This is a genomic window from Sphingobium sp. TomTYG46 (assembly GCF_055396345.1).
The window spans coordinates 1,067,726-1,087,691 of record NZ_AP027324.1; the positions used below are offsets into that span (position 1 = coordinate 1,067,726).

Here is a 19,966-nt window from a genome sequence, read left to right on the forward strand (position 1 = left end):
GATAACGGCCATATCCGATATGGAGCGCGCCATGGCCGTCGATAGCGAGCAGGGAAATGTGACAGCGCTGGTCAGGGCCACGCTGGGCGATAGTGCTGCGGAGCAAGCGCTTGCGGCGCTTACGATCGCACCGCCTTTGCTGGCGGAAACCGACCCCTATGTCTCTCGAGCAGCGCTTGCCATGGCCTTGAACGTCATTCTGTTTCACGGCCTACTGCAACGGGTTCCGAGCGGCTCTGCTTATGTGGCTGACAGGCTGGCCAGCGGCGGCAAGGTGGTGTTCGATCATGGAGCACTGCGGACGATCCGCCTGCCCCAAGGCCCCACGGGAGCTTTGCCCGCCGGGGAAGACGCCTTCACGCGTATCTTAAGGCCATTGGGCTACACGCTGGCTGGGGTTTATCCCCTGGACCGGCTGAAGATGACCGGCCGCGGCTATGCTCATGCCGACGCTCGCCAGGACATTCCTCAATTCTTCGTCTCGGAACTGCATGTCGATCGATTTGATGCCGAGTTTGGTACAGTTGCGGCGCGCGTTTTTGGCACGTCGCGTGATCCGCTCGATCCGGAAACGCTGGCAGTATTGGGCGCCTATGAAGCGGGACAGCTTGTCCCCTTTGAGCATGCGCGGACGGCCTTGCTGGTTCTGGTGTCTGCCTTCGATCGGCAGCACGATCCTGCCACGTTGGAAGATTATGAGCTGTTGCTATCGCGGTCGCCTGAAGCCGCATGGATCGCGACGGAGGGTAACGCCTTCAACCATGCCACCGACCGGGTGTCGGATGTAGCGGCCTTGGCCCAGCGGCTGAAAGCTGAAGGTTGGCCGATCAAGGATGAGGTTGAAATTTCCCGCAATGGCCGCGTGAAGCAGACCGCCCTTCGCGCGGACCCGGTCGAACGGTTATTTGCCGGAAACAAAGTGCGGCAAGTCCCTGGTTCTTTCTACGAATTCATCAGCCGGGATGTCGATCCCGCAAGCGGGATGCTGGACCTGTCATTCGACGCGGGGAACGCGACCGGAATTTTCGCGATGACCAGCGCCAATGGTTGAGTTCCTTTAACGGCTTGATCATGGGAGCGGCATAAGGCAACGGCTTTCCCGATCATTCGCGGAGGCTCCCTTTGAACAATCCGGTTATCCCATCATGGGTGCTGACGCTTGTCTGCTCCGACCGTGTGGGAATCGTTGCAGCGGTCAGCCAGTTCCTGGCGGAACGCGGGTGCTTCATCACGGACAGCCAGCAATATGCCGACAGGGAAGCAGGGCGCTTCTTCATGCGGGTGGCCTTTGAGGCGACCGATGGCCGGATCGCGGATACGGAGCAACTGCAAGGCGAGTTCGATGCTGTAGGCGCGCGCTTCGGCATGGACTGGCGTATCACCGCCGCGCAGGAAAAGCCGCGCATGCTGCTCGCCGTTTCCAAGGGCTCGCACTGTCTTGCCGACCTCCTGCACCGTTGGCAGACAGGGACGTTGGCCATCGACATCATGGGAGTGGTGTCGAACCATCCCGATATGCGCCGGATTACCGAATGGCATGGCATCCCCTACCATGAGCTTCCGCCCAACGGGGATAAGGCGACGCAAGAAGCGGCTTTGCTGGATGTTTTCAGCCGATCACGATCGGATTATCTGATCCTCGCACGCTATATGCAGGTGTTGTCCGAAAAGCTTGTGGAACAGCTCGAAGGACGTTGCGTCAACATCCATCACAGCTTCCTGCCAGGGTTCAAGGGCGCGCGGCCCTACCACCGAGCGCATGAGCGCGGCGTCAAACTGATCGGCGCGACGGCGCATTTCGTGACCGCCGACCTCGATGAAGGGCCGATCATCGAGCAAGCCGTGGAGCGCGTCGACCATCGTGCCACGGCCGAAGACATGATCCGCATCGGCCGCGACATCGAGGCGCAGGTTCTGGCGCGGGCGGTCGGCTGGATCGCTGACCGCCGGGTGCTCCTGAATGGGGGCAAGACCGTCGTTTTCCGCTGATCAGATGCCGAGTTTCGCCCAAAAGTCTTCGGGCGCGATCACGGCATCAGCAGCGGCTCTGGGCTTCCGCGACCAGGACGAGTGTGGAATGTAGATGTCACGCCCTGTGTCCCGAGGGCGTTTGCGGCGTGCAAGAATGGGTCGAGGGCTCATCGTCTTCTCCTTAAGCGGAGGAACACGAAACCTTGCGTGGTCGCATGGGGGCCGTGCGCTTTAGCCGTTGTTGACGCGGAGCAAGCTGTCATCCTTCAAAAGCCGCGGAGCCTTAAGCTCGAGGCCTTTCTACAATGCCGCTTTTGAAAGGAAACATAGTTTTGCTTTAACGGCAGTCGCTTACGCTTGCCGCCGTTGCCCAGGTTCGATCAAAATAGAATGTCGTAAATAAACCAGCCCACAATGAGGAAGCTGGTGACGACACATATCCGATCGCCATAGATATCAATTCGCGACATCGCCGACATCCTTCCGCACGCGGCGATCTTTGTCGCCTGCGTGGACAGGATAACGCATCAAACCAGGAAAGGGAACAAAAAGTGCAGCGCCGATCAGGCGTTGACTAAGCCGCGATGACGCAGGAACGACTGGGTCGCCTCAACAGGACCCCGATAGGCCTCCTGAAATTCGGCGCTCCAATATTTAAGGTCGTCAAGATCGATACGTGCGCCCGAAACCGCACAAAGGACGAACTGGCCCGGGCGCACTATGTCGAAATGTGGCGTGTGATATTCCAACACCGCCAATCCCTGAATCTCCGCCATCAGTCGCCCGTCAAAATACGGTCTACGAGCTGCTTCACCGTCGGCACGAAACCGTTGGAATAGAAAGGATCCTGCTTGAACTTGTAAGCACCATGTCCGGCGAACAGGAGGTTCTTGTCCAGGTCCCCGCCATGCACCGCTTCTTGCAAGGATTTCTGAATGCAGAAGCTCCTTGGATCGGCGAGACGGCCGGTGGAGTTCGTCTCACTGTCCATCCAGCTTGAGAATGCGCACTGGCTGAGGCAGCCCATGCAGTCGGTCTGATCCTTGCGGATCTCCGCCCTTTCCTCTTCGGTGACGAATACCAGCGTGTTGTCGGGCGTCTTGAGAGCGGAGGTAAGGCCCTGCCCCACCCACTCGCGCGCGCGCAACAGGTCGCCGCGCGTCACCCAGAAATTCTTGCCCTTCACGCCTGCATCAAGCTGATGCGTGTGGTCGCCAGCCTGTTCCGTGCTGAACGGAATCTGGCGTTCCGACCGCGCCTCGAGCTGGCGGAGGAAGGGGTTACGGATCGCCGAGCTGTAGAAGCCGGTCGGCGAAAAGCGATGAAGCAGCACGTCACCGGGTTCCAACTGAGTCAGGCGTTCCTTCCACAGCTGAGGAATGGGGCTTTCCTGCGTCAGCAGCGGGCGTGTGCCGAACTGGAACGCGATGGTGCCCAGTTCCGGATTGTCGATCCAGTCGTTCCAATCCTTGAGGTGCCAGACCCCGCCCGCCATGACGATCGGCACTTCGTCGGATATGCCGCCTTCGCGCATGGTTTCCCGAAGCGCCTTGACGCGCGGATAGGGATCCTGAGGCTCCCGAGGGTCTTCAGCATTGGAGAGGCCATTATGACCGCCCGCCAGCCATGGGTCCTCATACACCACGGCCGCCAGCCATTCGGAAGCCTTTGAGTAAGCGCGCTTCCACAAGGCGCGAAAGGCACGGCCCGAACTGACGATAGGGAGGTAGCTCACGCCATAAGAGGCCGCGATTTCGCTGAGCTTGTAGGGCATGCCCGCGCCGCAAGTGACGCCTGCCACCATGCCTCTGGTCTTTTCCAGAACGCCGTGCAGCACGCGCTGCGCACCGCCCATTTCCCAGAGGACGTTGATGTTGATCGCGCCCTTACCACCAGCGATTTCGAAAGCGCGCTTCACCTGTTCGACCGCGCCATCGACGGCATAGGCAATCAGTTCTTCATGACGATCGCGGCGGGTTCGGCCGTGGTAGATCTGGGGAATGACATTGCCCATGCTGTCATAGCTGTCGGCATTGACGGCCGACACGGTGCCGATGCCGCCCGCAGCGGCCCATGCACCGGAACTGGCGTGATTGGAGACGGCCACGCCCTTCCCGCCCTCGACCAGCGGCCATACTTCACGACCACCATAGATGATGGGCTTCAAACCCTTGAACAACCTAATCTCCCGCGCAACAGCTGCTGGGTCACCCGTCGACTAAGCGCCGCTCTATAGCAGCTTTCACGACTGATGACGAATTTACGGCCGCGCCCTACCGCAAAATATGGGGGCTGGATAGTACCTGTCCATAAAGCGTCGCATAAGCATCCACCATTGCGGCCTCTTCGAAATCGCGTTGAGCCCGGTGCAGGTTCGCGTCACCCAGACGGTTGCGAAGCTCGGAGCTTGCTGCCAGCCGTCCTAGCGCGTCGGACAGCGCCGCCTCATCAAAGGCGATGAATGGCTGGTTTTCCGGCGCGACCATCTGAGCGACATCTCCGACATCGGTTGACGCCACCGGCAGGCGCGCGGCCATCGCTTCCACCAGCGAAATGGGGAATTGTTCACTGTCCGAGGACAGCGCAAAGATGTCGAGCAAGCCAATGAAACGCGAAGGATTGGGCAGAAACCCGGGCATGCAGATGTCATCAAGCCCATGCCGCGCCGCTTCCGCCATGATCAAGTCGCGCTCAGGCCCTTCTCCGATGACTACCAGTTGCAGCTTATCACGGTGCGGCGCGACGGCGCGGACCAGACGGGGGATATTCTTCACCGGACGCAAGCCGGCCAGCGTGCCGACAAGCAACTTGCCCGGTGAGCGCACCAGCCCTGGAATGGCGTCGGAAACGGGTTGAAGATATTGTGCGACGTCGATCCCGTTGCGGATCAAATGAACTTTCCGCGCAGGCTGATGCCACATCGCGCGGGCAATCTGATTGAGCCGGATGGACGGCACGACGACGGCCTGAGCGCGCTGGAGCGCCAGTCGGCGGTAGAGGTTGCGCCCCGTCCTGAGGCGCTCAGCCTCCTCGATGTTGAAGCCATCCTCATGATGGATGAGCGGGGGCATCGGTAGAAAGGATGAGCAGAAACGATGGGCCATGACGGCATCCATCGCGCCCCAATTATAGGTAAGAACGAGATCAAAGCTGGACATGAAGCGTCCCAGCGCCCGGAAGCGGCCGGGGCCGGGACGGCCGGTGAGTTGCGGGGGATCGGGGAAGCTGACATCTATTCCCGGCGCGATCGCCGATCGGGCGCCCATTGCTTCTGGCGCTGCGCTGACGATCGTATGGCTGGCGCGGTTTCCCCACAGGTTCATCAGGCGGACGGCACGCGCTTCCTTGCCGCCGAGGGAAAAACTGCCGTGAACATGAAGAAAGCGGGGCGGCCGCCGATGAGTGTCAGCCATGTAGGACTCGGGCGAGTAGGCGGTCGATGGCGGCGGCGGCTTCCAGCTCGTCCAAAATGGGCGCGTGGCCGACGTCGGGAACGGTCACGAGTTCAGCGCTCGAGCCAATATCTGACAGCATGCGTTCGGCTGTTGAGGCGCTGATAACGTCGGAGTGTTCGCCGCGCAGAATCAATGAAGGAATGCCATGGAAGGAAGACATTACAGGCCACAGGTCGACCCCGGCCTCTCCTCCGGCCAAGCGGAGGGGTTCGGCTATGCGCATGTCATAGTCCAGCACGACGCGGCCTCCGCTGTTGAGGCGGTACAGGCGCTTGGCCATGGCTAACCATTGTTCGAGGCCATAGCGGGGATAGATGTCGCGGTTCGCCTCTTCGAGGGCGCGTGCGGCCTGGACCCAGCTTTGATGTGATTGGCCAACGCCAACATAGGTGCGGATGCGGTCCAGGCCCGCCTGTTCGAGCTTTGGCCCGACATCGTTCAAGAGCGCACCGGCCAGCCATTCGCGGTGAGTCGCGGCGATCAACATGGTGATGAGGCCGCCGAGCGAAGTGCCGATGGCGACGAAACGGGTGATGGCAAGATCGACGAGAAGGCGGCTGATGTCCTGCAAATAGGTCAGCGGGACATAGGTCATCGGGTCCTTGGCCTGCGCGCTTTCGGCCCGGCCACGCATGTCGGGGCAGATGAGGCGCCAATCACCCGCCAGACGATCGGCCAGGGGTTCAAAATCGCGCGCGTTGCGGGTCAGGCCGGGCAGGCAGAGCAGTGGTGGGCGACCATCTTCACCGCCGCCATAATCGCGATAATGGAGCCGGAGGCCGTCGGGAGACCACCAATAGCCGTCGGTGAAGCTGGTCAACGGTCGTGCGCCCTCAAATAAATGTCCAGCGGTTGCAACTTCCTGCCCCGCTCCCCCATATCGCCGCATGGACAAATCCTCGCAAGCAAACAGATACAATCCGGCAAAGGAAATCTTCGGATTACAGCCGGATTTCGCCGATGAGGTCGCCCCAGCCGACTTCCCACAGACGATCTTACGATATCGTAACGACCGGGCCGCAGCCAGCGTAGGGTTGGAAACGCTGAGCGATAAGGAGTGGATTCGTCATTTCGGGCGATTTAACCCCCTGCCCGGCAACCTGCCCCAGCCCTTGGCGCTGCGTTATCATGGACATCAGTTCCGAACCTACAATCCCGACATAGGCGACGGCCGGGGTTTCCTGTTTGCGCAATTGCGGGATGGCACTGGACGGATTCTGGATCTGGGGACGAAGGGATCGGGGCAAACGCCCTATAGCCGCTTCGGCGATGGCCGCCTGACGTTGAAAGGCGGGGTTCGCGAGATATTGGCGACCGAGATGCTGGAGGCGCTGGGCGTCAATACGTCAAAGACCTTCTCGCTGATCGAGACCGGCGAGGCGCTGGAGCGCAATGACGAGCCCTCCCCCACCCGCGCGGCCGTGATGGTGCGGCTTAGCCATTCGCACATCCGCATTGGATCGTTCCAGCGCGCAGCCTATTTCGACGACAAACCCCTGTTGGAGCGGCTGACCGATTATTCGCTGCGGTCGCTTTATGACGAGGAGCCGGGGAACCACGCCCCCGCGCAATTGCTTGGGCGCGTGGTCGAACGGACGGCCGATCTGGCGGCAAGCTACATGGTTGCAGGGTTTGTGCATGGCGTGCTGAACAGCGACAATATCAATGTCACGGGCGAGAGCTTCGACTATGGGCCTTGGCGCTTCACGCCCTTGTGGGAACCAGGCTTTACGGCGGCCTATTTCGATCATGCCGGACTTTATGCATTTGGACGACAAGCAGAGGCGATCCATTGGGACGTGGCGCAGCTAGCTGTTTCCTTGCGCCCATTGGTCGAGGCAGAACCTTTGATCAAGCAGTTGGAGCGGTTTCCCGAGCTGTTCGGGCAGGCAACGGTTCGGCGCTTTTGCTGGCGGCTGGGTGTCGCGCCTTCAGGAGAGGCGGACGCGATGATCCAGGCGGCCGTCAATGGCATGGCCGCGAGCGGGACGCCGATCGACCGCTTTTTCCACGATTGGCGTGGTGGAGAGCCGCGTGACGGGGCGGACTATTCGGGTGAGGCATGGACTCCGTTCCGTGAGGTTGTCGCGGGGATGGAGGCAGGTGGCGGCAGGGAACATGAGTATTGGAGCGATGCGGCGCCCTGTTCGATGCATATCGACGAGGTTGAGACGATCTGGAGCGCCATTGCCGAGCGGGATGACTGGTCGCTGTTGCACGAGAAAGTGGCCGCGGTTCGGCGGATGGGTGAGGCTATGGGAAGTGGGCCGGAGGTGCCTTGAGGCGGGTGGGTTATAGAAAGGCGGCGCGTGTGAGCCACTGCGCTCGCTCCCCCTCTCCCCCGCCCTCTCCCCGGCGGGGAGAGGGAGCTTTTTCTTGTTTTCGCACGGCTGGGGTGCCCCTTCCCTAATCGGCGGTTATCCGCCATATCGGCTGTATGTCCGCGACGCTGACTTCGATTGAACCCGCCACTGGCACACTGTTGTGGCAGGGGACTGCCAGCGATGTAGAGGCGGAGGTCGCAAGGGTCACGACCGCTTGGCCCTCATGGGCTGCACAACCGATTTCCTATCGCATCGAGACGCTGCGTCGCTTCGTCAATGTCGTGCGCGCCAATGAAGAGGCGTTGGCCGACCTGATCGCGCGGGAGACCGGAAAACCGCTTTGGGACGCGCGAACCGAAGTCACGGCCGTGATGAACAAGGTCGACATTTCGGTGGCCGCCTATTCCGAGCGGACGGGGCAACGGCGGTTGGAATCGGCAATGGGTGCCCGCCAGTCGGTGCGGCACAAACCGCATGGCGTCATGGCGGTGTTAGGCCCCTATAATTTCCCTGCCCATCTGCCCAATGGCCATATCATTCCTGCCCTGCTGGCCGGGAATGGCGTGCTGTTCAAACCGTCCGAAAAGACGCCAGCGGTGGGCGAAATGCTGGTGCGTTTCTACCATGAGGCGGGCGTGCCGCAGGATGTCGTGCGGCTGGTGCTGGGCGGGCCGGAAGAGGGTAAGGCACTTGCGGCCCATGCCGACGTGAACGGCATTTTATTTACCGGGTCGGCATCAACGGGCCTGGCGATCAATCGGCAGTTCGCCAGCAATCCGGGCAAGATATTGGCGCTGGAAATGGGCGGGAATAATCCGATCGTCGTCTGGGACACCGGCGATATCGCCAGCGCCGCCGTCCTGGTGGTGCAGTCGGCTTTTCTGTCGAGCGGCCAACGCTGCACGGCTGCGAGCCGATTGATCGTCAAGGAAGAGCTGGCCGACCTGTTGATCGGTGAGGTCAAGAAGATCGCCGACCGGCTGATCGTTGATCATCCGCATGCCGACCCTGCCCCCTTCATGGGACCGGTCATCGACAATCATGCGGCGGACCAACTGACCGAAAGCTTCCTTTATCTGATGAGCCATGGCGGGCGGCCAATAAAGCATCTGGTGCGCCTGTCGGAAGACAGGCCGTTGTTGAGCCCCGCGATCATCGACGTGACCGCGATGACGGAACGGCCCGACGTGGAGCTATTCGGGCCGTTGTTACAGGTGATCCGCGTTCCCGATTTCCCGGCAGCGATCGCGGAGGCGAACAATAGCCGTTATGGCCTGTCGGCCTCCCTGATCGGCGGATCGCCTGAGCAATATAATCAGTTCTGGGCGAATATCCGGGCGGGCATTGTCAACTGGAACCGGCCGACCAACGGCGCTTCGTCCTCGGCGCCCTTTGGCGGTCAGGGCATTTCGGGCAATCATCGGCCGAGCGCTTTTTATGCGGCGGATTATTGTGCTTACCCTGTTTCATCGGCGGAGATCGAGCAGCCACGGGCATCGATCGGAATTGGACTGAAGGAAGTGGATGTCAGTGGGATGGGGGATTGAGGGAGTTATCTCGGCGTCCTTCCAGCCATTTCTGACGTCATGCCAGCGAAAGGCGTAAGCTGGCAACTCAGCACAAGGGATCAAATGGGCATCGCGTCATCCCAGCTTCCGTTGGGATGACGCGATGTCGATGTCTATCTCGCCCAACCGAAGTCGGCTCAGTCAATCAGAACACAGGCTGATTAGCCGGGTCTTCCGGATCAACCACGGGCGCCGGGATAGGCGTCACGGGCGTGTGAATGCCGCATTCCACCTTGTCCCAACCGCGCCAGCGTCCTGCGCGCGGGTCTTCACCCGGCAGCACTTTCGACGTGCACGGCTCGCAACCCACCGACAGATAACCTTGCGCCTCCAGCGGATGGCGCGGCAGGTCATGCTCCGCGAAATAGGCTTCCAGATCGTCCTTCGCCCAATCACCCAGTGGATTAATCTTCAGGCGGCCGTCTTCCACCTCGAAACGCGGCATATTCTGGCGCGTGGTGGATTGAAAAGCCTTGCGCCCGGAAATCCACGCGTCCAGCCCGTCCTTGGCGCGCTGCATCGGCTCGACCTTGCGGATGTCGCAGCATCCATCAGGATCATAGGACCAGCGCAGGCCCGTCTCGTCCTTCTTAGCCAGTACTTCCGCATTGGGAGTGACCGACCGGCTGTCGGAAAAACCCATCCGGCTGATGAGCGTATCGCGATAGTTCAGCGTTTCCGCGAACATCTTGAGCGTATCGACGAAGATCACCGGCACGCTCTTGTCCGCCCGCGCCACCAGATCGAGCAGCACGGCGCTTTCCGTACCGAAGGAAGACACAACCGCTACCTTGCCTGCCAGACCTTCGGCAAAGACGGTCTTGAGCATCGTCAATGCATCCACGCCTTCGAAACGCGCGTTCAGCGCGTCCGCGTCGGCCTGCGTGAAGGCAGGGCGGGCGTCGATTACGTCAAGCTGGCGGGCAGGTTCAGCCATTTATACTCTCCGGGTGCCGCTTCGCCCAAACCGGGCTGCGGCCATCGACGGTCTTTTGATAGACGTCGGCATAGCGATTAAGGGCGCGATCGACGGCGGCATCGTCCAGCGCCTTGTCGGGACGGAAGCTGTCGAAACCGCAGCGGCGCATCGCGTTGATCTGATCGACCAGCACATCGCCCACCGCGCGCAGTTCACCCTGATAACCGGCCTCGCGCAGGATACGGGCGGCCGAATAACCGCGCCCGTCACCATAGGCGGGGAAGTTCACCTCAACCAGCGACAGCCGGTCGAGATAGGGCAATAACTCGCGCGCATCCTCGCCCGCTTCGATCCGCACGGCAGTCGAATTGGACTGGCCGGTGAAGGATTCGACCGTCACGGCAGGTTCCTGCGCGGCTTCACCGTCGCGGAAAGTCAGGAACTCAACCATAGATCGCCTCCTTGAAGGGCTTCATGCCAAGACGGCGATAGGTGTCGAGGAAGCGTTCGCCTTCCTCCCGCTGAGCAAGATAGAGGTCGGTGACCTTCTCGATGGCATCGACGACGCCATCCTCCGAGAAGCCCGGCCCCGTGATCTGGCCGACGGCAGCATCCTGCGCGCCGGAACCGCCAAGCGACAGCTGGAAATTCTCCACGCCCTTACGATCCACGCCCAGCACGCCGATATGACCGGCATGATGGTGGCCGCAGGCGTTGATGCAGCCGGAGATTTTGACCTTCAGCTCGCCCAATTCCTTCTGGCGGCCGACGTCGGCGAACCGTTCCGAAAGCTTCTGCGCCAATGGAATCGACCGCGCATTGGCAAGGCTGCAATAGTCAAGGCCCGGGCAGGCGATGATGTCGCCGATCAGGTCAAGATTGGCCTCCGCCAGCCCAGCCTCGTCCAGCTTCTGCCAGATGGCATAAAGGTCCGCCTTTTTCACATGCGGCAGAACGAGGTTCTGCGCATGGGTCACGCGCAGTTCGTTCAGCGAATAGTGTTCGGCGAGGTCCGCCACCAGCTCGATCTGCTCGGCCGAAGCATCGCCCGGAATGCCGCCGCGCGGCTTCAGGCTGATGTTGACGATCGCATAGCCCGGCTGCTTGTGCGCCGCGACCTGCCGGTCCGCCCACAGGGCGAAGGCCGGGTCGCTACGGTCGATCTCGTCGCTCAGACCCTGATCATAAGTCGGGTTGGCGAAGAAGGGCCGGATGCGGTCCAGCTCCTCGCGCGGCGGGTTCAGGCCCAGTTCCCGCATGTGCGCAAACTCTTCCTCGACCTGCCGCTTATATTCCTCGACGCCCAGTTCATGGACCAGGATCTTGATCCGCGCCTTGTACTTGTTGTCGCGGCGGCCATAGCGATTATACACGCGCAGGCATGCCTCCAGATAAGGCACGATCTCATCTTCGGTGATGAACTCATTGATAAGAGGCCCAACCATTGGCGTACGGCCCATGCCGCCACCGGCATAGACTTCCGCACCAATCTGCCCATCGCGCGACACCAGCTTCAGGCCGATATCGTGAAGCCGCATCGCCGCGCGATCCTCTTCGCTGGCGATCACTGCGATCTTGAACTTGCGCGGCAGATAGGTGAATTCCGGATGGAAGGTCGACCATTGGCGCAGCAGCTCGGCCCAAGGGCGCGGGTCCGTCACCTCATCAGCGGCGACGCCAGCATATTGGTCGGACGAGATGTTGCGGATGCAATTGCCGCTCGTCTGGATGGCATGCATCTCAACCGTTGCCAGCTCGGCGAGGATGTCGGGCGCATCGGCTAGCTTGATCCAATTATATTGCAGGTTTGTGCGCGTGGTGAAGTGGCCATAGCCCTTGTCATATTTGCGCGCGATCTCACCCAGCTTGCGCATTTGCGGCGCGTTCAGCGTGCCATAGGGGATGGCAACGCGCAGCATATAAGCGTGAAGCTGGAGATAGAGGCCGTTCATCAAGCGCAGCGGCTTGAACTGGTCTTCGGTCAGTTGCCCGGCCAGGCGGCGTTGCACCTGATCGCGAAATTCCTCAACGCGGGCGTCCACGATGGACTGGTCATAGCTGTCATAACGATACATGGTCAGATCACCCAGTTGCCGGCATCGGCGTCATTCGGTTTAAGCGTCAGGTCGGGGCGCACCGTCGGTCCCAGAGCGCGGATGCGGTCCTTGATATGGGCCGGGCGCACGCCTTCGTCGGTCAGGGTGGCGTCGATCACATAGGGAGCGACCACCCGCAGCGCGGCTTCCTCGGCACGGGCAAGCTCGTCGCCCTTGTCGCCCACATCAACGGATTCGCCGACCTGCCGCGACCAGCCGTCGCCCGCCCACCAGATCACATCCCCGGTGCCAAGGTCATTGCCGGTCAAAATCTTCACGAATGCATCTCCGCCCCATTATTCACCTGTGCAGCCCAGCCGACCAGCACGTCCTGCGCCAGCGCATAGGCCGCCACTTCACCGACCACAATCAGGGCCGGACTTTTTACTTTTTCACGCGCCACCATGTCACCCAGATCGGTGAGCAGGGTGCGCAGCGTGCGCATATCGGAGCGCGTGCCATTTTCCAGCACCGCAACCGGAATGGCAGGCGACACGCCATCGGCAATAAGCTTGTCGGCGATATCCGCCGCCGTCGCCACGCCCATATAGATAACCAGCGTGCGGCCATGGCCAGCAAGCCCGGACCAGTCCTGATCCGTCAGCCCCTTGCACTGGCCCGCGACGAAGGTCACCGCGCTCGCCGCATCACGATGGGTGAGGGGAAGCTGCGCCTGCGCCGCGCAGCCGATCGCCGCGCTGATCCCCGGCACGATCTCGACCGGCACGTCAGCGGCGCGGCATGCTTCCATTTCCTCGCCTCCACGACCGAAGACGAATGGATCGCCGCCCTTCAGCCGCACGACATTGCGTCCGGTAAGCGCCAATTCCACCAGCAAGGCGTTGATGCCCTCTTGCGGCATCGAATGGCGGCTGCGCTGCTTGGCGACGGAAATCAATTCAGCATCGACCGAAGCCATCGCCAAAATCTCGGCCGAAACCAATCCGTCATGCACGATGACATCCGCCTGCGCGATCAGGCGCGCAGCGCGCAACGTCAGCAGTTCCGGATCACCCGGACCCGCGCCGACGAGAAAGACGGTAGCAGGGAGTTGTTCGGCCATGCTGGCCAGATGGCGGAAGCGCTCAACCGTTTCAATTCAGAATGCTTTGCCCATGGCGAAGGAAAATTTGGGGGATGGGGTGTCCAGGTCCGACACCCGACCCCTTCATCCCCGCAAAATCATCTCCATTCAGGCCGGAGGAACTCGGCCGCTTCATCTATACTAGCGTAGGGAAATGACACCGTTCGCCGTCGAGCGAGCCTCATCTTTCCCGTCTTACAGATGATGCCTCAAAGCCTCATGGTGCGAGCGGAGGAATGGCGATAACGTAACTCTCTTACCTGTGGAAAGGGGATACCGCATGGCGATCGAGCTCAAGATTTTGGCGTGGAGCTGCGTGCTCCTGATGGTGCATATTTTCGCGGCGGCGCATTTCAAAACGAAGCAATATGGACCGAAGTGGAACATGGGCGCGCGGGACGAGACCTTACCCCCGCTGGAGCCGATCGCCGGGCGGCTGGTGCGCGCGCAGGCAAATTTCCTTGAGACCTACCCCATCGCCGTCGTCGCGCTGCTCAGCGTGGTGATAGCCGACCGGACGAGTGACCTGACGGCCATCGGCGCATGGCTGTGGCTGGGCGCGCGGATCGTCTATCTTCCGCTTTACGCGATGGGCGTGCCGGTGGTGCGGACGCTGGTATATATGGTTGGGCTGATTGGTCTTATATTGGTGTTGCAGGCGCTCATCACGGGTTGAGCGCCCTCGCCCCTTAGTTCGAGCAGAGCCGAACTCAGTAGATCACTCATAATCGCCCATATAACCGCCGTCCGCGAGGTCGGAGAAGCGGGTGATCTTTGCGTCGAACTTCATACGGATACGGCCGGTCGAACCGTGACGCTGCTTGGCGACGATCAGTTCTGCAAGGCCGTAGATCCGCTCCATCTCCTGCGCCCATTCGAGATGTTCGCTACTCTCCTTGTTCCCCGGCTCCTTCGCGGCGACATAATAATCCTCGCGGAAGACGAACCAGACCATGTCGGCGTCCTGCTCGATCGAGCCGGATTCGCGAAGGTCGGACAGCTGCGGTCGCTTGTCCTCGCGCTGCTCGACCGCACGACTAAGCTGGGAAAGGGCCAGCACCGGGACATTAAGTTCCTTCGCCAAAGTCTTGAGACCACGGGAAATTTCTGAAATCTCCTGCACGCGATTGTCGCTCCCCCGGCCGCTGCCCTGTAGCAGTTGGAGATAGTCGACGATGACGAGGCCAATGTCATGACGCCGCTTCAACCGGCGCGCACGCGTACGCAGCGCCGCGATGGTCAGACCCGGCGTGTCATCAATGAACAGCGGCAGTTCCTGAAGGTCGCGCGCGGCGCGGGACAGGTTCTGGAAGTCGGCGCGGCTGATCTTACCCATGCGCAGCGCCTCTCCGCTGATGCCCGACTGTTCGGCAAGCACGCGGGTCGCGAGTTGGTCGGCCGACATTTCGAGGGAGAAGAAGGCGGTCTTGGCGCCCATATTCTTTTCTGGCGGGATGCCATCGACATGGTCGCGCATCCAGCGGGACGCGGCGTTATAGGCGATGTTGGTGGCGAGCGAGGTCTTGCCCATCCCAGGACGCCCCGCGAGGATCATGAGATCCGAATTGTGGAGGCCACCAATCTTTTCATTGAGACTGTTGAGCCCGGTGGTGATGCCGGAGACGTGGCCGCCACTGTTGAGAGCGCGTTCGGCCACCTGCACGGCCATGGTGGTGGCGGTGGCGAAGCTCTTGACGGAGCCGGTCTCGCCCTCGCCCTCGGATACTTTATAGAGCGCGACTTCGGCCATCTCTATCTGCTCGCGTGGGTTGACGTCCTCGCTAGTATCCAGAGCATTTTCAACCAGTTCTCGCCCAACATTCACAAGCTGGCGCAGGAGCGCGAGGTCATAAATCTGGCTGGCGAAATCGCGCGCGCCGAGCAGCGCCGCACCATTGCCCGTAAGCTGCGCGAGGTAGCCGACGCCACCCAGTTCCTTAAGAGCCGGGTCCTGTTCCAGCATCGGCTTAAGCGTGACCGGATTGGCGACCATGTCGCGCTCAACCAGCTTCATCACGGCTTCATAGATGCGGCCATGCAGAGGCTCGAAGAAATGCTCCGCCTTGAGCTTGAGCTGGACATCCTCGGCAATGCGGTTGTCGATCATCAGCGCGCCCAACAGCGCGGCTTCCGCCTCCACGTTGCGCGGGAGTTCGGGGATGCCTGCTTCTGCGGCGGGATTAATCTGCACCAGTTCGACCATGCGCCTCTCATCGCCCTCGCCGGGGTTCTGCGCAAGGGGCAAGCTGTGTCCCGACAGGCAAAGCTGTGGAGAACTCCCCCTTGCTTTTCATCGTCGGCAGCAGCAGGGACTATGGACCCATGACCGACCCGCGCATCATCGACATCACGCTTGACGAGCGGACGATCCTTTGGCGCAATGCCGATGTCGAGCAGGAGCGGCGGATCGCCATATTCGACCTGCTGGAAGATAATTATTTCGCGCCCCAGCGCACCCATGCCGATGATTATGCAGGTCCCTACCGCGTGCTGCTGCGCGTCGAGGATGGGCGGCTGGTGATCGAGATCAAGCGGGAGGATGGCGAACCGCTGGAGGCGATCATCCTCGGCCTCGGCCGGTTCCGGCGTCCGATCCGGGAATATTTCGCGATCTGCGACAGCTATTATCAGGCAATCAGCAATGCCTCCCCGCAACAGATTGAAACGGTGGACATGGCGCGCCGGGCCATCCACAATGACGCGGCGGAAATGCTGATCGAGCGGCTGGAGGGCAAGATCAAGGTCGATTTCGACACGGCACGACGCCTGTTCACGCTCATCTGCGTGCTGCATATCAAGGGGTAAGGGGACATTCGCCAGCATTCTTCCGGCCGGTTTCTGGTCCGCATCGTTGCGGGCGCGCTGGTTATCGCCCTGTTGGTGTTGGGGGCATGGAGCTATGCCTGTCGCTGGGCGCCGGGGCGCGACGTCTATCCGGTTCAGGGCGTAGCCGTTTCCGCTGACGGAGGCGCTATCGATTGGGGCACGCTGGCCGCCAACGGCGTAGATTTCGCCTATATAAGAGCAGCCAAGGGCACAGAGGGCCGCGACCCTGCCTTTGCGCGGAACTGGTCTGCGGCGCGATCGTCCGGTTTGCGCTATGGCGCGGTGCTGGATTTCAGTCTGTGCGGCCGCGCGGCCGGTCAGGCGACACGCTTCGTCACGACAGTGCCACGCGACAATGCCGCCCTGCCCCCGGTGATCCGGCTCGACTTTGATCCTGGCTGCACTGCGCGGCCGGGGCGGGACGCGGTGCTGTCTGAACTCAATACGCTGGTGAACCTGGTCGAGAGCAATGCGGGCAAGCCGGTGCTCCTCAACATCTCTAGGGCTTTCGAGGAGGAATATGACATTGCGTCGGGCATAAACCGGACGCTCTGGCTGGACGGAAACTTCTTTCCCCCCGACTATGCCACCCGTCGATGGGTGATGTGGACGGCGAATGACATGCGTCATATCGATGGCATCGATGGCCCGGTCAGATGGGGCGTGGTTGCGCCATGAACACGAGTGCAGACGTCAGGACGCTGATCGAGGCAGCGCGTGCGGCGAAGGCAAATGCCTATGCCCCGTACAGCCGTTTTGCGGTCGGAGCGGCCGTGCGCTTGTCCGATGGCGAGGTGGTCGTTGGCGCGAACTTCGAAAATGCGAGCTTTGGCCTGTCGCTCTGCGCTGAAACGGTGGCGCTGGCGGCAGCTAATGCGCAGGGGAGGCTTGGCGATGTTCAGGCGATTGCGGTCGTCGGCGGTGGCGCCGATCCGATAACGCCTTGCGGAAGATGCCGCCAGATACTGAACGAAGCAGAGCAGGTGGCGGGACGGCCGATCGCCATTTATTGTGCGGCGGGCGATGGCGAGTCCATGGTCCAGCATAGCGTCGCCAAACTTTTGCCTTTCTCTTTTGGACCCAATGATTTGGGTCATGATCCTTCCAGTAAGAGTTCAAAATAATCATGTCGATTTTGTCGGATAAATGGATTCGCGAGCAGGCCATTTCCCAAGGAATGATCGAGCCATTCGTGGAAAATCAACGGCGGGACGGCTGCATAAGCTATGGCCTTTCCTCTTATGGCTATGATGCGCGCGTGGCCGACGAGTTCAAGATTTTCACCAATGTCGATAGCGCGGTGGTGGATCCCAAGGATTTCGCGGCGAACAGCTTTGTCGATCGCAAGACCGACTGCTGCATCATCCCGCCCAACAGCTTTGCGCTCGCCCGGACGGTCGAATATTTCCGGGTGCCACGTGACGTGCTGGTGATCTGCCTTGGTAAATCCACCTATGCGCGGTGCGGCATCATCGTGAACGTGACCCCACTGGAGCCGGGCTGGGAAGGCCATGTGACGCTGGAGTTTTCCAACACCACGCCCCTCCCCGCTAAAATCTACGCCAACGAGGGCGCGTGCCAGTTCCTCTTCCTCAAGGGCAATGAGCCGTGCGAGGTCAGCTACGCCGACCGGGCGGGGAAATATATGGGGCAGCAGGGCGTTACATTGCCTCGACTCTAGGCGACGTGCGACAAGGGCGATGATGAATTTCAATCGGCGCCAGTCATGCTGAAGTTTTTCCGCCGCGGTGCATCGCCAGCGCCCTCTTTCGTGCCCGACATAGGCGGGGATCGACGGGTCTATGCCATCGGGGACATTCACGGGCGGTTCGACCTGTTCGAACAGCTGCTGCGGTTGATCGATCAGGATGACTCGGCCCGTGCACCCCTGCCCTGCCATCTCGTCCTGCTGGGCGACCTGATGGATCGCGGGCCGCAATCCGCCGCCGTCATAGAGCATGCCATATCCTTGTGGCGGGCATCCCCGAATGTGCACCTGATCAAAGGCAATCATGAGGAGGTCTTTGTCGGCGCCGCGAAGGGCGATGCGCAGTATGCGGGCTATTGCCGACGCATTGGGGGCGTGGCCACGCTTGAAAGCTATGGGCTGAAATCCGGCGTTGGCACAGCAATGACGGACAAGGACATCGCGTCATGGATGCTGGAAAATGTGCCCCGTGAGCATGTCGATTTTCTGAACGATTTTGCGGATAGTCTTGTGATGGGCGACTATCTGTTCGTTCATGCCGGGATCAGGCCCGGCCTGCCGCTGGAGAAGCAGGACGCAGCGGATTTGCGCTGGATCAGGGGTGAGTTCCTACATGACCGGCAAGCCCATCCTTATATGGTGGTCCATGGGCACAGCATCGCCAGCGAAGTCGATGAACAGGCCAACCGGATCGGGATAGACACGGGTGCCTGGAACAGCGGCAAACTGACGGCGATCGGCCTTGAGGGCACGGAGCGCTGGTATTTGCAGACTTAGCCAGAACGAAAAGACGTCCGAAGTTCAGCGCCAGCCCTTCTCCTTCGCGGCAGCCTCCTGGGTCGCGTCGGCGGGGGAGCCTTCCATCAGGGCACCGACCGTCGCCATGATGCGAGCGTCGATGGAGGATGCCTGACGGTAATCCGTTGATTGCGGAGTGCCGGGAATCAGTTGCTGAACCTGCCAGCCTTTCCCCCCGCGACAGGCAACTCCGGACAGGGCGCCGCCTTCGAAGCTGCGGCACCAGCCTCCGCCCTTGCGCTGAAAACTCAGGCCAATGCGGATTGATGCGTCCTGTTGTGCCGAGGCAAGTTGGGTTTCGAGGGCAGATGCGAGTTCGCCCCTCGCCGTCATGACGCCATCCTTGACCGCAATGGGTCCAGCGGGGCCGCTCGACAAGCGGCCGACGCCAAGACCCAAGACAAGACTGGCGGCAATCGCGCCGCCGATGCCCCAGCTGCGCCATTTGGGGGTTGCGGCACGGGTGATGGGCGTGACCTTCGCCCGTTCCTCCAGCAGCGCGCGCATGGCCGGTGGCACCGACTCAGCTGCCACTGGAGCATAGTGGCCAGACAGACGCTGCCGCAAATGCCGGTGCATTTCGAGCCGCTGGGCCAAGGCCGGATCGTCCGCAACGGCGCGATCGACGCGACGGCGGTTAACTTCGTCCAGTTCGCCATCGACCCAGGCGATCAGCATGGCTTCGTCAATGTCGGTCATGCCGCTTCTCCCAGCAATTCGATAAGGGCACCGCGCCCCCGGACCAGCCGGGACGTCAATGTGCCCATGGGGACGCCCATTATGCTGGCGGCTTCCTTGTAGGAAAGCCCCTCCACCAGCACGAGAGCGATGGCTTCGCGCTGTTCGTCCGGCAGGGCCTGCATCGCGCGATCGACGTCGGAGAGCGTAACATGCGCTTCCACATCCTGGTCGCCTGCATAACCGACATGCTCCCCTGCTTCTTCGGGCGCGAAGGTCCGCACGGCGCGATGCCGCGAACGGGCTTCATCGATCCAGAGATTGCGCATGATACGATACATCCAACTGTCCAACCTTGTCCCCGGCTGCCATTGTTCGCGCGCCCGCAGCGCCCTTTCCAGCGCCGCCTGGCAAAGGTCGTCCGCATCGGCGCGATCCCGCGAAAGGCTGACGGCGAAGCGCCGTAGCCGGGGGAGGATCGCCAACAGATCGCTTTCGAACGACATCCGGTCTCCATCACATGTTCAGGGATGAAACGG

General features: G+C 61.3%; 22 protein-coding genes. 10 read left to right on the forward strand and 12 right to left on the reverse strand.

Going from position 1 to position 19,966, the window contains the following annotated elements:
- Positions 1 to 31 precede the first annotated feature (31 nt).
- Both ACZ5YV_RS05440 and purU read left to right on the forward strand, forming a co-directional pair.
- On the forward strand, positions 32 to 1,051 hold the full coding sequence (locus tag ACZ5YV_RS05440; RefSeq protein WP_464788905.1) for a 2-oxoadipate dioxygenase/decarboxylase family protein: 1,020 nt from the start codon (positions 32 to 34) through the stop codon (positions 1,049 to 1,051).
- A gap of 71 nt (positions 1,052 to 1,122) precedes the next feature.
- Positions 1,123 to 1,989 carry a formyltetrahydrofolate deformylase gene (gene purU / locus ACZ5YV_RS05445; protein WP_464788906.1) on the forward strand — a complete coding sequence of 289 codons (867 nt, stop codon included), beginning with the start codon at positions 1,123 to 1,125 and terminating at the stop codon, positions 1,987 to 1,989.
- A 545-nt stretch (positions 1,990 to 2,534) separates the two neighbouring features.
- Here the strand turns inward: purU and ACZ5YV_RS05450 are convergent.
- From ACZ5YV_RS05450 to ACZ5YV_RS05465, 4 genes are all read right to left on the reverse strand, one after another.
- Entirely contained in the window at positions 2,535 to 2,747 is a 213-nt protein-coding gene (locus tag ACZ5YV_RS05450; RefSeq protein WP_464788907.1) for a DUF2093 domain-containing protein, read from the reverse strand.
- Positions 2,747 to 4,150, reverse strand: coding sequence for an NAD(P)H-dependent flavin oxidoreductase (locus ACZ5YV_RS05455; protein ID WP_460987942.1), 1,404 nt, complete (start codon positions 4,148 to 4,150; stop codon positions 2,747 to 2,749). Before ACZ5YV_RS05455 ends, ACZ5YV_RS05450 begins: the two co-directional genes overlap by 1 nt.
- 94 nt (positions 4,151 to 4,244) lie before the next feature.
- On the reverse strand, positions 4,245 to 5,384 hold the full coding sequence (locus ACZ5YV_RS05460; RefSeq protein WP_464788908.1) for a glycosyltransferase family 4 protein: 1,140 nt from the start codon (positions 5,382 to 5,384) through the stop codon (positions 4,245 to 4,247).
- Complete coding sequence (locus ACZ5YV_RS05465) at positions 5,377 to 6,246, reverse strand: alpha/beta fold hydrolase (RefSeq protein ID WP_464788909.1); 870 nt, start codon at positions 6,244 to 6,246, stop codon at positions 5,377 to 5,379. The genes ACZ5YV_RS05460 and ACZ5YV_RS05465 overlap by 8 nt, the downstream gene beginning before the upstream one ends.
- A 67-nt stretch (positions 6,247 to 6,313) precedes the next feature.
- Here ACZ5YV_RS05465 and ACZ5YV_RS05470 point away from each other — a divergent pair, with 67 nt between their 5' ends.
- Positions 6,314 to 7,708, forward strand: a complete 1,395-nt coding sequence (locus ACZ5YV_RS05470; RefSeq protein ID WP_464788910.1) for a protein adenylyltransferase SelO — start codon at positions 6,314 to 6,316, stop codon at positions 7,706 to 7,708.
- A gap of 155 nt (positions 7,709 to 7,863) precedes the next feature.
- On the forward strand, positions 7,864 to 9,297 hold the full coding sequence (gene astD, locus ACZ5YV_RS05475; RefSeq protein WP_464788911.1) for a succinylglutamate-semialdehyde dehydrogenase: 1,434 nt from the start codon (positions 7,864 to 7,866) through the stop codon (positions 9,295 to 9,297).
- 166 nt (positions 9,298 to 9,463) lie between these two features.
- Here astD and ACZ5YV_RS05480 read toward each other — a convergent pair whose 3' ends face one another.
- The 5 genes from ACZ5YV_RS05480 to cobA are packed head-to-tail and all read right to left on the reverse strand — an operon-like array spanning position 9,464 to position 13,396.
- Positions 9,464 to 10,255, reverse strand: coding sequence for a phosphoadenylyl-sulfate reductase (locus ACZ5YV_RS05480; protein ID WP_464788912.1), 792 nt, complete (start codon positions 10,253 to 10,255; stop codon positions 9,464 to 9,466).
- The gene (locus tag ACZ5YV_RS05485) at positions 10,248 to 10,688 is read right to left on the reverse strand and encodes a DUF934 domain-containing protein (protein WP_464788913.1); all 441 of its coding nucleotides are present in this window, start codon (positions 10,686 to 10,688) and stop codon (positions 10,248 to 10,250) included. Before ACZ5YV_RS05485 ends, ACZ5YV_RS05480 begins: the two co-directional genes overlap by 8 nt.
- Complete coding sequence (locus ACZ5YV_RS05490; RefSeq protein ID WP_464788914.1) at positions 10,681 to 12,312, reverse strand: nitrite/sulfite reductase; 1,632 nt, start codon at positions 12,310 to 12,312, stop codon at positions 10,681 to 10,683. Before ACZ5YV_RS05490 ends, ACZ5YV_RS05485 begins: the two co-directional genes overlap by 8 nt.
- A gap of 2 nt (positions 12,313 to 12,314) precedes the next feature.
- Positions 12,315 to 12,611, reverse strand: a complete 297-nt coding sequence (locus tag ACZ5YV_RS05495) for a DUF2849 domain-containing protein (protein WP_449472101.1) — start codon at positions 12,609 to 12,611, stop codon at positions 12,315 to 12,317.
- Positions 12,608 to 13,396, reverse strand: coding sequence for a uroporphyrinogen-III C-methyltransferase (gene cobA, locus ACZ5YV_RS05500; protein ID WP_464788915.1), 789 nt, complete (start codon positions 13,394 to 13,396; stop codon positions 12,608 to 12,610). Before cobA ends, ACZ5YV_RS05495 begins: the two co-directional genes overlap by 4 nt.
- Positions 13,397 to 13,697: 301 nt before the next feature.
- On the opposite strand from cobA, the gene ACZ5YV_RS05505 reads away from it, so the two are divergent.
- Positions 13,698 to 14,093 carry an MAPEG family protein gene (locus ACZ5YV_RS05505; protein WP_464788916.1) on the forward strand — a complete coding sequence of 132 codons (396 nt, stop codon included), beginning with the start codon at positions 13,698 to 13,700 and terminating at the stop codon, positions 14,091 to 14,093.
- 42 nt (positions 14,094 to 14,135) lie between these two features.
- On the opposite strand, the gene ACZ5YV_RS05510 is transcribed toward ACZ5YV_RS05505, so the two are convergent.
- Entirely contained in the window at positions 14,136 to 15,620 is a 1,485-nt protein-coding gene (locus ACZ5YV_RS05510; RefSeq protein WP_196226296.1) for a replicative DNA helicase, read from the reverse strand.
- A gap of 119 nt (positions 15,621 to 15,739) precedes the next feature.
- On the opposite strand from ACZ5YV_RS05510, the gene ACZ5YV_RS05515 reads away from it, so the two are divergent.
- From ACZ5YV_RS05515 to ACZ5YV_RS05535, 5 genes are all read left to right on the forward strand, one after another.
- Positions 15,740 to 16,222: a UPF0262 family protein gene (locus ACZ5YV_RS05515; protein WP_460987934.1), complete on the forward strand. Its 483-nt coding sequence runs from the start codon at positions 15,740 to 15,742 to the stop codon at positions 16,220 to 16,222.
- 72 nt (positions 16,223 to 16,294) lie between these two features.
- Positions 16,295 to 16,921 carry a glycoside hydrolase family 25 protein gene (locus ACZ5YV_RS05520; RefSeq protein WP_464788917.1) on the forward strand — a complete coding sequence of 209 codons (627 nt, stop codon included), beginning with the start codon at positions 16,295 to 16,297 and terminating at the stop codon, positions 16,919 to 16,921.
- The gene (locus tag ACZ5YV_RS05525; RefSeq protein WP_464788918.1) at positions 16,918 to 17,367 is read left to right on the forward strand and encodes a cytidine deaminase; all 450 of its coding nucleotides are present in this window, start codon (positions 16,918 to 16,920) and stop codon (positions 17,365 to 17,367) included. The genes ACZ5YV_RS05520 and ACZ5YV_RS05525 overlap by 4 nt, the downstream gene beginning before the upstream one ends.
- Before the next feature lie 2 nt (positions 17,368 to 17,369).
- Positions 17,370 to 17,924: a dCTP deaminase gene (gene dcd / locus ACZ5YV_RS05530; protein WP_449472091.1), complete on the forward strand. Its 555-nt coding sequence runs from the start codon at positions 17,370 to 17,372 to the stop codon at positions 17,922 to 17,924.
- A 45-nt stretch (positions 17,925 to 17,969) separates the two neighbouring features.
- Positions 17,970 to 18,728 (forward strand): metallophosphoesterase family protein, encoded by a 759-nt coding sequence (locus ACZ5YV_RS05535; RefSeq protein WP_464788919.1) that lies wholly within the window; start codon positions 17,970 to 17,972, stop codon positions 18,726 to 18,728.
- A 24-nt stretch (positions 18,729 to 18,752) separates the two neighbouring features.
- On the opposite strand, the gene ACZ5YV_RS05540 is transcribed toward ACZ5YV_RS05535, so the two are convergent.
- On the reverse strand, positions 18,753 to 19,448 hold the full coding sequence (locus ACZ5YV_RS05540) for an anti-sigma factor family protein (protein ID WP_464788920.1): 696 nt from the start codon (positions 19,446 to 19,448) through the stop codon (positions 18,753 to 18,755).
- Positions 19,445 to 19,933: an RNA polymerase sigma factor gene (locus ACZ5YV_RS05545; protein ID WP_464788921.1), complete on the reverse strand. Its 489-nt coding sequence runs from the start codon at positions 19,931 to 19,933 to the stop codon at positions 19,445 to 19,447. Before ACZ5YV_RS05545 ends, ACZ5YV_RS05540 begins: the two co-directional genes overlap by 4 nt.
- Between the last annotated feature and the right edge of the window lie 33 nt (positions 19,934 to 19,966).